Origin of the sequence: Halopseudomonas xinjiangensis, assembly GCF_900104945.1 — a bacterium.
Lineage (GTDB): Bacteria > Pseudomonadota > Gammaproteobacteria > Pseudomonadales > Pseudomonadaceae > Halopseudomonas > Halopseudomonas xinjiangensis.
On record NZ_LT629736.1, the window covers coordinates 3,318,285 to 3,331,097 of the forward strand.

Annotated in this window: 12 protein-coding genes; all 12 read right to left on the minus strand. The window is 55.7% G+C overall.

All coding sequences use genetic code 11. The annotated features are described in order from the left end of the window. Positions 1-153: 153 nt before the first annotated feature. Positions 154-2,322 (minus strand): AAA family ATPase, encoded by a 2,169-nt coding sequence (locus BLT85_RS15580; RefSeq protein ID WP_093396663.1) that lies wholly within the window; start codon positions 2,320-2,322, stop codon positions 154-156. An 86-nt stretch (positions 2,323-2,408) separates the two neighbouring features. Next, entirely contained in the window at positions 2,409-2,810 is a 402-nt protein-coding gene (locus BLT85_RS15585) for a hypothetical protein (protein ID WP_093396666.1), read from the minus strand. Positions 2,811-3,032: 222 nt separating this feature from the next. After that, entirely contained in the window at positions 3,033-3,281 is a 249-nt protein-coding gene (locus BLT85_RS15590) for a hypothetical protein (protein WP_093396669.1), read from the minus strand. Between the two features lie 109 nt (positions 3,282-3,390). After that, entirely contained in the window at positions 3,391-3,786 is a 396-nt protein-coding gene (locus BLT85_RS15595) for a hypothetical protein (RefSeq protein ID WP_093396671.1), read from the minus strand. 96 nt (positions 3,787-3,882) lie between these two features. Further along, a complete protein-coding gene (locus BLT85_RS15600) occupies positions 3,883-4,134 on the minus strand; it encodes a hypothetical protein (protein ID WP_093396673.1) in 252 nt (83 codons plus the stop codon). A gap of 564 nt (positions 4,135-4,698) precedes the next feature. Beyond that, positions 4,699-5,829 (minus strand): aminotransferase class V-fold PLP-dependent enzyme, encoded by a 1,131-nt coding sequence (locus BLT85_RS15605; protein WP_093396676.1) that lies wholly within the window; start codon positions 5,827-5,829, stop codon positions 4,699-4,701. A gap of 147 nt (positions 5,830-5,976) precedes the next feature. Further along, positions 5,977-6,840 (minus strand): ABC transporter permease subunit, encoded by an 864-nt coding sequence (locus tag BLT85_RS15610; RefSeq protein ID WP_093396678.1) that lies wholly within the window; start codon positions 6,838-6,840, stop codon positions 5,977-5,979. Next, entirely contained in the window at positions 6,837-7,742 is a 906-nt protein-coding gene (locus tag BLT85_RS15615; protein WP_093396680.1) for an ABC transporter permease subunit, read from the minus strand. The genes BLT85_RS15610 and BLT85_RS15615 overlap by 4 nt, the downstream gene beginning before the upstream one ends. Then, positions 7,739-8,875, minus strand: a complete 1,137-nt coding sequence (locus BLT85_RS15620; protein ID WP_093396683.1) for an ABC transporter ATP-binding protein — start codon at positions 8,873-8,875, stop codon at positions 7,739-7,741. Before BLT85_RS15620 ends, BLT85_RS15615 begins: the two co-directional genes overlap by 4 nt. Before the next feature lie 131 nt (positions 8,876-9,006). After that, the gene (locus BLT85_RS15625) at positions 9,007-10,107 is read right to left on the minus strand and encodes a polyamine ABC transporter substrate-binding protein (RefSeq protein WP_093396685.1); all 1,101 of its coding nucleotides are present in this window, start codon (positions 10,105-10,107) and stop codon (positions 9,007-9,009) included. A gap of 101 nt (positions 10,108-10,208) precedes the next feature. Then, positions 10,209-11,300, minus strand: a complete 1,092-nt coding sequence (locus tag BLT85_RS15630) for an extracellular solute-binding protein (protein WP_093397839.1) — start codon at positions 11,298-11,300, stop codon at positions 10,209-10,211. Positions 11,301-11,402: 102 nt separating this feature from the next. Next, positions 11,403-12,773: an aspartate aminotransferase family protein gene (locus BLT85_RS15635; protein ID WP_093396688.1), complete on the minus strand. Its 1,371-nt coding sequence runs from the start codon at positions 12,771-12,773 to the stop codon at positions 11,403-11,405. Between the last annotated feature and the right edge of the window lie 40 nt (positions 12,774-12,813).

Genomic DNA, 12,813 nt, shown 5'->3' on the forward strand with positions numbered 1-12,813 from the left:
TGAGGCCATCTTAAGGCGTTGGAGTCAGATTGATTCCAGCGCCTGCATGGACAATGCGCTGGGGGATGGGGCGTTTGAAGAAAATCCCCCACGGTTGTTGGTTTGGTTGACACGAAAAAAATATTCGCTTTCTTTTTGCGCCACTTTTCTCTGCTAGCATTTGGACATGGCTTTGTAGTGGTCCGGGAACCCCGTTACCTCAAAAACCAGCTTGAATCCCTCCCTGAAGGCGTCATAGTTAAATTCCTTCATATCTATGATGTTCTGGCCTAGTGAATGTGACTCCCGATTGATATATCGGCAAAAGGCTTGGAACTTCGCATCTTGGAGTTCCGGCATCTGAAAAACGTTATTCAGGTCTTTCTTGCGCACAAAGTTGAAAAAGTACTCGACTATGTTGCGCATGCAGTTTGCGATAAGTGCCGGCGGTTGAGACTGGTCGTTGACAACGGACCAGTACGCTTGATAGTCATTTTGAACTTCCTCGTATTTCATCTCTTGGATGACGCTGCCAGAAGAGGGCTTTGAAAGTCTAAACAATTTCTGTGTTTTTTCACGGCGCTCGTGATTCGGATCTGTCATCTCGTAGAAGAAGTAGAGGCTATGGGTTAAGACAATAACCTGACTGAATCGATCCCCTTTGAAGAAAACTGAACGAATGAGTTGCCCGACGTTAAAAACGTATACATGAGAAAGGCTCGAAATTGGATCGTCTATCACCGCGATGCGCTGAGCGTGGGTGTCCTCTGAGCTGGCCTTACCTTTACACAGCTCGCAGAAGTATAAGAAGCTGATCATCATCTTCTCCCCCTCGCTTAGTGAGTGAAATGCATCTTTCGAATCGCCGGCCCGCACCACTCGATAGAGATTTTCAGAATGCTTCCGTACGCTGAAATCATCTATGCCGAGGTCAATAAGCCCCGCATTTATAGCGGCGACCGCATGGTCAATATTTACTGTCTGTTTTTGTGCGTCCGCAATTTCTTTCCTCACCTTAGCCAGGTCAGTATCGATATTTCCGATCTCTACCATTAAGCCTTTCAATTGCCGGTCAGCAGCCTGTTGGTCGGCATCAAACCTCGATATCGTTTGGTCAAACTGCCACCGCATTAGTTTCCAAAATTCGTTTCGTAAGTTATCGAGAGCAGATTTACGGTTCTTGAGCTTGTCGTTGTATTCGTCGATTTCCGTGTTAATCAAATCTATTACTGAGTTGAAATCGGCGATCAGGCCAGCCGTGTCGGATAGCGTAGCCGGAAATTTCGGGCTCTTTATTTTTTCTTCAATCTTGCGGACATTACTCTCGATCTCGCCCACGAATAACTGATATTTGTTGGTTATAGAGTCCTTGTGCTTTTGCGAAAAGGGATGGTCGGTAAAAGGACTCAGCCCAAGCAACGAATCGAAGGCGGCTCGGTAAATCTTTAGAAGTTGAGCAAGCTCATCTAACTGCTGCTCGTAGGTCACATCAAAATACGACCTCACGCTGTCGATAAATTTCTCTGAAATCGTTGCTTCCTGACAGAATGGGCATTGTGCGTTTGAATTACGTACGCTTTCCGGTAGGTACGAAAGGCCTTGCTTTACCCAGTCCGAGCTGCCCAACTTTTCGATTAGAGCGGCAACCTCGCTATCGCTATTCCCAAGGATGGATTTTTGGAACACTGCGTCCGACTCGACACCATGAGCAGAAAAAGAAATAGTTGCCAGGCGCGGTTGAAGCTGAGCTTCATCACCTTGGAGTGCTTCCACTTCCTGCCGGATTGTTTGAACGTCTTTTTTTGGTTCACCGGCAGGTTTCGGGATGCTTTGGAGATGGGCAAAAAGCTTGTCCTTTTGTCCCTTTAGACCTTCGAGACAGTACTCAAGAACGCGATCACCGCCTGCATAGGTCTGCTTGATGCTCCAAACTTTCTCTATGGCCTGATATTTTTTTTGAGAAAATGCGCGTGTTGCCGATTCCTGTTCACTGCGCTTATCTTTTAGGTCTTGCTCAAGCTCACCTTGCCTTTTTGTCGAGTCGACTATCTTTTGTTCAGCTTCTTTGTTCTCTTTTGAAAGGCTGAAGATGCCTTGCAACCGATCCGCGACATAAAAGTTGTCTCGGATGAAAGCTTGGTTGTAAACGAGAACTGGAACCGATGCTGCGGGTACCTTTTTGCATAAGATGAACGCAGAATCATTGGGCTCATAAAAAAAATTTGAGATTGTTGATTTGCCGGTTCCGTTTAGGCCGTAGATAAGATTTATTTTCCTATCCGTAACGAGCGATGTGGCTTTCTTAAAGCTCGCCACTGCATTCATGTGGATTTCGGTAATCACCTATCGCAGTCTCCTACTCCAGATCACATGAAGCCGAGCTATTCGGCGGTTTTTAAGGCGGGACACTTAAGAGATTGTTACGCTGGCTATACTGGGTCTCCTGAAGACCTACTTTTAAAGCCGGGATGAATCATCTTTTTATATGCATTTGCGACGGAGCTAAGCTGGATACTCATTTCAGAAATTTTATCAGTCGACCAGGTCTCTGGAGATACCCAATATTCAGCTTTATGCTCACAAACAATAGCAAGCTCTCGGTCTATGTGACGCAGAGGAATCGCTGCCGCGGCCCAATATTTCGCTAGCTGTGCCTCGGTTTCGTAATTTCTTTTATAATCCCTAGCCATGCCGGCATAATAAATTTGCGTTTCCTTTAGGGCGGTAGAGATTGCGCGCAAAGCGTTATCTCTTAGCTCTCTTTTATCTTTTTCAAGAGTAGCTATCGGCCCTAACAGCTTGGTTAAGCTTTCTACAACGTACTCAATCATTATTATTTTTCCTTTTACTGAATTCCCCGCGGCCGCGATGTAGCCGAGCAGTGAGATTAGGTGTGTGTAAAAAAGGACTTTTATTGACATCCTTTGGGCCATAACCCCGCCAACAAGTGCACGGTCTAGGGGAGACGAACAAACTGGGGTCAGATGAATATTTCTCTCAGAAACCTTCATCTGACCCCAATTTCCTCTCACAGAATGTAGTAACTAAACACATCATCGGTCCTCTTGCACTTTATTTACAGTCCCGTAGCCACCATTTCGCACAAAGCCATCACCGCTAGGTATCAAGTCTGTTATCACAACAAAAGTAGACTCTACTTGCTTCCCAGGGTTATACCCCTCAAATTCTTCTTTGTTATGGCAATCAATGATTTCCTTAAAAACAGCCGAATCCCCTTCGTTTATCTCTACAGGCGTATAAATCGGAATATCAAAAAAGAACTTACTTAAGGTTAAATCCATGAATCCTCTCTCTCTTAAGTGGTAGCGCCATAACGCGACGCTATGCGGAAATCCTAGAGCCGCGAAGCGGTGGAAAAATTGTCCGGCCCAGCGTATTGTTATAGACGACCTAAAATCTCTGAGAGGTTGGAACAACACCGACTCCAACCGCTATACCGCCCAACAAAGACCCGACGTTATAGGCCCAGTTCGTATCCCCGAAAATCTGGGCAATAAGACTTGCGCCCCCCAGCAGCAGAATAACCAGAAGCGTAATGTATGATATCCAGCGAAAATAAAGACTGTCATCCAAAAATTGGTGGGCACGGCCTCTCAGCACTTCCCAGAACATGAAGCCGGCGAACGCTATTACGAAGCCAAGAATATAGCCAGATACAAACTTATAGAGGTTTGGTACTCCTAATTCTCGAATTTGCTCAGAGGTTGAAATCAAAAGCATCCAAGCCAGGAAGCCAACAACGGCTATGCCAAACTCCCAGATTCGTAATTTGTCAGTGTTACTCAAGCTTTCCTCCTATAACGCCCGGCACACGTGCCGATTTGTAGCCGCGAAGCGGCGGAGAAGCGGTCACCGTGCTGCCGCTTGTTAGGCGCAACCAGCCTAGTTGCCATAGCCCGGCCGCCACGGTTCTTGCTCAATTGCTGCAAGATTGCCTTGGCCCAACTGAAGCCAGAGTTTAAGCACGTATTCACGGCTAACGGATTTCATGTGCCTCGGCTCACCCTGTTCAAGATTCTCCCAGACAACCAGGCCTCCTGGGTAGGCGCCGAGACACCATTCACTCTCATGTGTCAGCGAGACCGAATTGTGTTCTTCATCTTCTATATCGAGTTGAGCGAGTAGCTCCTTCATTTGCGCCTCCGTAGTGTCGGATTCGCAGTGCCCCCAGCGGTTATGGGTGTGATACGCCACTTTGCTTCCTCGGCTGCCTAATAGTAATTAGATGGAATTCCAGCATATTGCATATTGGTTGCTTCCACATATTCCCGCCAATGCCGGACCGGTGGGAGTGGGTTTTCCTCATGGAAACAACCACTTGCTATTCCGCTCGGCTCGACACCTGTAATCGCGTGACTTCCACATTTGGTCCGCTCAATATTCCGCCCGTCGAGGCGCTAGCCATTACAGCAGGCGTGCGAGCTCAGAACCTGCGACGGTTTTGACAGAGAAGCTACCGCCCTGCCGGTGCCAAGAAGGCTTAGCATGCGTGTGTATAAAAGGCTGGGGATGAGACGGCTGTCCTTGCCGCTAGGCGGGTGTATCGACGGCATCCCTTGCCGACTTCGAGCATATATCAGGGGTAGGGCTTTTCCAACGGTGTGATTGGACTGCGAAATTCAGCAGACCTAAGGCACACCGAGCAGATTCAACGAAGGTTGAGCCTGCTCAGCGTGCTATCAGCATTGCGAAGAGTGGTCAGCCCTTAACCGCGTCCAACGCCTGGCGCAGGTTGCTCACGGTGCGCTCGATATTGTGCAGTTTATCCAGGCCGAACAGGCCGACGCGGAAAGTTTTGAAGCCGGCGGGCTCGTCGCACATCAGCGGTACGCCGGCTGCGGTCTGCAGGCCCTGGGCGATGAATGCCTTGCCGTTCTGAATGCTGGCATCGGTGGTGTAGCAAACCACTACGCCTGGCGCGCCGAAGCCGTCGGCGGCGACGCTGGCGAAGCCCTTTTCCTGCATCAAAGCGCGCACGGCACGGCCTAGTTCCAGCTGCTCCTGCTTGACCTTGTCGAAGCCGTAATCGCGGGTTTCCAGCATGGTGTCGCGGAAGCTGCGCAGGGCATCGGTGGGCATGGTGGCGTGGTAGGCGTGGCCGCCATTTTCGTAGGCCTGCATGATCTGCCGCCATTTCTTCAGGTCACAGGCGAAGCTGTCGCTGCTGGTTTCGGCCAGGCGCTGTTCGGCACGCTCGCTGAACATGACCAGGGCGCTGCAGGGTGAGGCGCTCCAGCCTTTCTGCGGAGCACTGATCAGTACGTCCACTGCGCAGGCCTGCATGTCCACCCAGACGGTGCCGGAGGCGATGCAGTCGAGTACGAACAGACCGCCGACTTCGCGAACGGCTTCGCCCACGGCGCGCAGGTAGTCGTCAGGCAGCATGATGCCGGCTGCGGTTTCGACGTGCGGTGCGAAGACGATATCCGGCTTGCGGCTGCGGATTTCTGCCACGACTTCTTCGATAGGTGCTGGCGCAAACGGTGCCTGATCGCCGGTACCGGTCTGGCGTGCCTTGAGTACGACTTCCTCGGCGGGCATGCCGCCCATCTCGAAGATCTGGCTCCAGCGATAGCTGAACCAGCCGTTGCGAATAACCATGCAGCGCTTGTTGCGGGCGAACTGGCGCGCCACCGCTTCCATGCCGTAGGTGCCGCCACCCGGGACCACGGCGACTGCGGAGGCCTGGTAGACCTGCTTCAGCGTGCCGGATATATCACGCATCACCTCCTGAAAGGTTTGCGACATGTGGTTCAGGGAGCGGTCGGTAAAGACGACGGAATATTCGAGCAGGCCGTCCGGATCGACGGTGGGGACCAGGCTGGACACGGTGGTTTCTCCAAGCGGGTGTAAACAGGCAGTGCCGGGCAGACCGGCGACGAAGGGGATTATCCTAACCCGATTCGGGCGGTCCAGTCGCGTAACGCTGATCTAGGGCAGGAAGCCGGGGCTGCGCAGTGCACGCCCCGGTCTCGATCAATTGCGGCGACTGTCGATGGCGTCCTTCCAGGTTGGCGCGGCCTCCGCTTCCGGCATCCGCGAGCGCTTCTCGGCGCTGCGGGCGACGAACCAGGCCAGTAGGGTGAACAGCGACACGGCAAGCAGGATCAGGCTGGCGATGGCGTTGATGTCCGGCTTGACGCCCAGGCGCACGGCAGAGAAGACTTCCATCGGCAGGGTGGTCGCGCCGGGGCCGGAAACGAAGCTGGCCAGAACCAGGTCATCCAGCGACAGCGTGAACGCCAGCAGCCAGCCGGCGAAGATCGACGGCGCGATCATCGGCACGGTGATCAGCAGGAAGGTCTTCCATGGTGGCGAACCGAGATCCAGCGCGGCTTCTTCGATGGACTGATCCAGCTCACCCAGACGGCCGCTGACCACGATGGCCACGTAGGCCGTGGAGAAGGTGGTATGGGCGATCCAGATGGTCACCATGCCGCGCTCGGCCGGCCAGCCAACCAGTTGGGCCATGGAGACGAACAGCAACAGCAGCGACAGGCCGGTGATCACTTCGGGCATCACCAGCGGTGCGGTGACCAGTCCGGAGAACAGCGTACGGCCGCGGAAGCGCTTGATGCGCGTCATGACGAATGCCGCGAGCGTACCCAGCAGTACCGCGGCACATGCGGTGAAAAAGGCGATCTGCAGACTACGCTGAACCGCGTTGATCAACTGCTGATTATCCAACAGGCCGACGTACCAGCGAATCGACCAGCCACCCCAGACGGTGACCAGGCGCGAGTCGTTGAACGAATAGATCACCAGGATGAGCATCGGCACATAGATAAATGCCAGGCCCAGCCAGAGCATCACGGTGGAGAAGGTCGAGCGAGTGTTCATGCGTTCTTCTCCATTTCTCTGGACTGGTTGTAGTGGAACAGGATGATCGGAATCAGCAGGATCAGCAGCATGATGATCGCCAGCGCCGAGGCGATCGGCCAGTCGCGGTTATTGAAGAACTCCTGCCACAGCACCTTGCCGATCATCAGCGTCTCGGGGCCACCGAGCAGCTCGGGAATGACGAACTCACCGACGACCGGGATGAACACCAGCATCGAGCCGGCGATGATGCCGCTCTTCGACAGCGGCACGGTAACCGTCCAGAACGCTTTGGTTTTGCCGGCGCCGAGATCCATGGCTGCTTCCAGCAGGCTCATGTCGTGCTTCACGAGGTTGGCATACAGCGGCAACACCATGAACGGCAGATACGCGTAGACGACACCGATATACACGGCCGTATCGGTGTTGAGGATGGGGATCGGCGAGTCGGTAATCCCCATGCCCATCAGCGCCGAATTGAGCAGGCCGTTGGTGCTGAGAATGCCCATCCAGGCGTATACGCGGATCAGAATCGCGGTCCAGGTCGGCATCATCACCAGCAACAGGTAAACCAGCTGTTTGTCCTTGGGCGCGCGGGCGATGGCGTAGGCCATCGGGTAGCCGAGGGCGAGACACACCAGGGTAGAGAAGAAGGCGATCTTCAGCGAGCCGAGGTAGGCCGAGTAGTACAGCGAGTCGCTGGCCAGGAAAAGGTAGTTGCCCAGATTCAGCGCGATATTCAGCGATTGCTGGGCGTATTCGAGCAGTGGCTCATAGGGCGGAATGGCAATCGCCGCTTGCGAAAAGCTGATCTTCAGTACGATGGCAAAGGGCAGCAGAAAGAACAGGAACAGCCACAGGTATGGGATGCTGATGACCCACAGCTTCCCGCTCGGGAGCAGTCGCGACAACCCCCTGCTCATGACTGCAGTACCACGCCGGCGTCGTCTTCCCAGCTGATATAGACCTTGTCGTCCCACGTCGGACGCGGCAGTCGGCGCTCGGAGTTATGAAAGAACGCCTGAACCAGCAAACCGCTTTCGAGCTTGATGTAGTACACCGAATGACCGCCCAGGTAGGCGATGTCATGCACGTGGCCGTGGCCCCAGTTATGGTCTCCCTCGGGCTTTTCGGTGCTGACGAACAGCTTTTCCGGGCGCAGTGCATAGGTGATCTTCTTGTCCTGCGCGCGCGTGGAAATGCCGTGGCCGACATAGATATCACGGTCAAGGTGACGGCAGCGGATGATGGCGTGATCTTCCATGTCGCTGATGATTTCGCCTTCGAAGCTGTTCACGCTGCCAATGAATTCGGCTACGTGACGGCTCACCGGACTTTCATAGATATCCATCGGTGTGCCGACCTGGGCGATCCAGCCCTGATGCATGATGGCGATCCGCTGGGCCATGGTCATGGCTTCTTCCTGGTCATGGGTGACCATGATGCAGGTCACGCCGACGCGCTCGATGATCTCGACCAGCTCCAGCTGCATCTGCGAGCGCAGTTTCTTGTCCAGCGCGCCCATCGGCTCGTCGAGCAACAACAGCTTCGGGCTCTTTGCCAGGGAGCGGGCCAGTGCCACGCGCTGACGCTGGCCACCGGACAACTGGTTCGGCTTGCGCCGTGCGTAATCGGTCATGTGGACCAGCTTGAGCATCTGCTCGACGCGGTCGTTGATGTCGCTCTTGCTCATGCGGTCCTGCTTGAGACCGAAGGCAATGTTCTGCTCGACGGTCATGTGCGGAAACAGCGCATAGGACTGGAACATCATGTTGATCGGGCGCTTGTAGGGCGGCAGGTCGGTGATGTCCTGGCCGTCGAGCCACACACGGCCTTCGGAAGGTCGCTCGAAGCCGGCCAGCACGCGCAACAAGGTCGACTTGCCGGAGCCGGAGCCTCCGAGCAGGGCGAAAATCTCGCCGCGGTTGATGGTCAGGCTGACGTCGTCCACCGCCAATGCGTCGTCGAACCGCTTGCTGATCCGATCGATTTTCACGAACTCGTTCGGCTCGGCCTTGGCCATGGCCTGTTTCATGGCTCCTGCTGCACCAACCATACTAATCTCCACTTGGCGATGCGAACGGCGCTCGCCTGGTCTGTACCGCTGACACAAAACTCAGCGGCGAATCATTCGATAGAACGGAATCGATACGAAAGGCCGCCCCTTGCGGGACGGCCGGTACAGCGTTACTTACCGGATTTCACCCGGTTCCAGGCGCGGGTCATGACGCGCTGGGCTGCCATTGGGCGAGGCTTGGCCACGTACAGCTTCTTCATGGTCTCTTCGGTCGGATAGATTGCCGGGTCGCCGATGATTTCCGGGTCCACGAGTTCGTTTGCCGCCTCGTTGGGGTTGGCATAGGCCACATAGTCAGTGATCGGCGCTACGACATCAGGACGCAGGATGTAGTTGATGAACGTGTGTGCATTGTCCGGGTTCGATGCATCCTTCGGGATAGCCATCATGTCGAACCACAGCTGAGCGCCTTCTTTCGGGATGGTGAAGGCGATATCCACGCCGTTCTCGGCCTCTTCGGCGCGGTAAGCGGCCTGGAAGATGTCTCCGGAAAATCCGACCGCCGCGCAGATGTTGCCGTTGGCCATGTCGGTGATATAGCGCGAAGAGTGGAAGTAACGTACGTGCTCACGCACCTTCAACAGCATCTCCTCGGCCTTCTTGATATCTTCCGGGTCGTTGCTGTTCGGGTCCAGGCCAAGATAGCCCAGCGCTGCGGTGATCATCTCGTCGCCAGAGTCCAGCATGGCAATGCCGCAGCCAGCCAGCTTGCTGGCCACCTCAGGCTTGAATACCAGGTCCCAGGAATCGGTCGGTGCATCCTCGCCCAGGGCCGCCTTCACTTTCTCGACGTTGTAGCCCACACCGGTCGTGCCCCACATGTAAGGGATCGCATGCTTGGCGCCCGGGTCGACGGTCTCGAGTTGCTCCATCAGCTTCGGGTCGAGATTCTTCATGTTCGGCAGCTTGCTGTGGTCAAGCTCCTGGTAGACGCCGGCCTGGATCTGCTTGGTCAGAAAGTGGTTGGACGGCACGACGATGTCGAAGCCGGAACGACCGGTAAGCAGGCGGGCATCCAGCGTTTCGTTGGAATCGTAGACGTCATAGGTGACGTCGATTCCGGTTTCCTTTTCGAAGTTGTCGATCGTGTCTTCGGCAATATAGTCGGACCAGTTGAAGATCTTCAGTTCGCCTTCGGCCTGGGCGCTGGCAGCAGTTCCCAGCAGGACGGCGGTAGACAGGGCAAGCAGGCTCTTCTGCAAATGTTTCATTGTCTCTCCTGTAGCGGACTCCAGCCTCTTCACGTTTGGCCTGGTCCACATTTGTTAGGGTTGCCGGGACCTTCGTCCCGGCAGATTCAGCTTACAAGCCCTTAACGACCGGACTTGATTCTGGTCCAGGCACGGGTACGCACGCGCTCGATATTCGGCGGCAACTCGGCCAGCGTGAAGAGTTTATTCAAGGTCTCGTCGCTCGGATAGACACCCGGATCATTCAGCACCTCGTCGTCGATCATGGGCTTTGAAGTCGCATTACCGTTGGCGTAGGCAACGTAGTTGCTGATCTCCGCAATCACCTCCGGGCGCAGGATGTAGTCCATGAAAACGTAGGCGTTTTCGACATTCTTCGCGTCCTTGGGAATGGCCATCATGTCGAACCACATGGCGGCGCCTTCCTTGGGAATAACGTACTGGATGTCGTTGCCGTTGCCGGCTTCCTCGGCGCGATCCGAGGCCTGGATGATGTCTCCGGACCAGCCGACCGCCACGCAGATGTCGCCATTGGCCAGGTCAGTGATGAACTTGGAGGAATGGAAGTAGGTGATATAGGGACGCACGCCCATCAACACGTCTTCGGCCTTGGCATAATCGTCGGCATTGGTGCTGTTCGGGTCCAGGCCGGCATAAAACAGTGCGGACGGAATGACCTCTGCCGGCGCATCGAGGAACGCCACGCCGCACGTCGCCAGCTTTTCCATGTTTTCCGGCTTGAATACCAGATCCCACGAGTCGAGGGGGGCGTCGTCGCCGAGAACCGCCTTGACCTTGTCGACGTTGTAACCGATGCCAGTGGTGCCCCAGAGATAGGGGAAGGCGTACTGATTGCCGGGGTCGTTGGTCTGCAGAGCCTTGAGCAGCGTCTTGTCGAGATTTTCCCAGTTCTTCAGCTTGCTCTTGTCCAGCGGCATGAAGGCACCAGCCTTGATCTGCTTGCCGAGGAACTGGTTCGACGGCACGACAATGTCGAACCCGGAGCTGCCCGACAGCAGCTTGGCTTCGAGCACTTCGTTACTGTCGAATACGTCATATACCGGCCGAATGCCGGTTTCCTGCTGGAAGTTGTCCAGCGTATCTTCGGCGATATAGTCCGACCAGTTGTAGATGTTCACCACTTCCTCGGCCTGGGCGAGGCTACCAACGGTGGCTACACCGACGGCCAGCAGGGTCTTGCTCAGATGCTTGATCATCGTTCTCAGCTCTCCATCCATTGTGTTTGAACGCGTTGTGAACCTGTACGGCTTGTTCCCTACACACTCGAAGCACCCGCGGACACTGCCGGCCGACCGTTACACGCCGAGCTGTTCCGCCGTCTGATCAAGGCACTGCCGAATCGTGTTCACCAGTTCGTCGATTTCCGACGGCCGAATGACCAGAGGCGGAGACATGATCATGGTGTCCCCAACAGCCCGCATGACCAGGCCATTGCGTACACATATGTCGCGACACAGCGTGCCTGCGGTCCCTTTTTCCACGAACCGCACGCGCGTTGCCTTGTTCTTCACCAATTCGAGCGCGCCGAGCAGGCCGACACCGCGTACTTCACCGACCAGGCGGTGATCCGCCAACTCGGCGATTTTGCTCTGCAAATACGGTGCCGCTTCCTGTTTGACGTACTCGACGATCTTTTCCTCGCGCAGGATGCGCAGGTTTTCCAGGCCCACCGCAGCGGCCACCGGATGACCGGAATAGGTATAACCGTGGAAGAATTCGCCGCCCTCGTCGATCATGGTTCTTGCGACCCGGTCGCCGACGATGACTCCGCCCATCGGCAGGTAACCAGAGGTCATGCCCTTGGCGATAGGCATCAGATCGGGCTTGAGATCGTAGTACTGGCTGCCGAACCATTCGCCGGTGCGACCGAACCCGCAGATCACCTCATCGACCACCAGCAGGATCTGGTACTTGTCGACGATGCGCTTGATCTCCGGCCAGTAGGTCGAGGGCGGGACGATGACCCCGCCTGCGCCCTGGATCGGTTCGGCGATGAACGCCGCGACGTTCTCCTCGCCGACCTGCTGAATCTTCTCTTCTAGCTGGCGTGCGGCCCACAGGCCGAACTCCTCCTCGCTCATGTCGCCACCTTCGCCGTACCAGTACGGCTGGGGAATGTGCACGATGCCGGGAATCGGCAGGTCGCCCTGCTCGTGCATCGGTGCCATTCCGCCGAGGCTGGCGCCGGCGACGGTTGATCCGTGGTAACCGTTGATACGACCTATGACGGTTTTCCTGGTCGGCTTGCCCTTCAAGTCCCAGTACCGGCGGACCATGCGCAACACGGTATCGTTGGACTCGGAACCGGACCCGGTGAAAAACACGTGATTCATGTGAGCTGGGGCGATCTCGGCTATAGCCGCGGCCAGCTTCACCGCTGGAGGATTGGCGCACTGGAAGAAGCTGTTGTAATACGGCAGCTCGAGCATCTGCTTGTATGCGGCATCGGCCAGCTCACGCCGGCCATAGCCGATGTTGACGCACCACAGGCCGGCCATGCCGTCGAGTATCTTCTGCCCCTCGCTGTCCCACAGATAAACACCCTCGGCGCGCTCGATGATGCGCGTGCCACGGCTGCCCAGATCCTTGTGGTCGGTGAACGGGTGCAGATAGTGCGCGTGGTCGAGCGCGCGCAATTCGGCAGTAGTATGGGTTGGCTGGCTCATCGGTACTCCTCTCCTCCGTAGGTGCCCGGCAGGGCAGCGG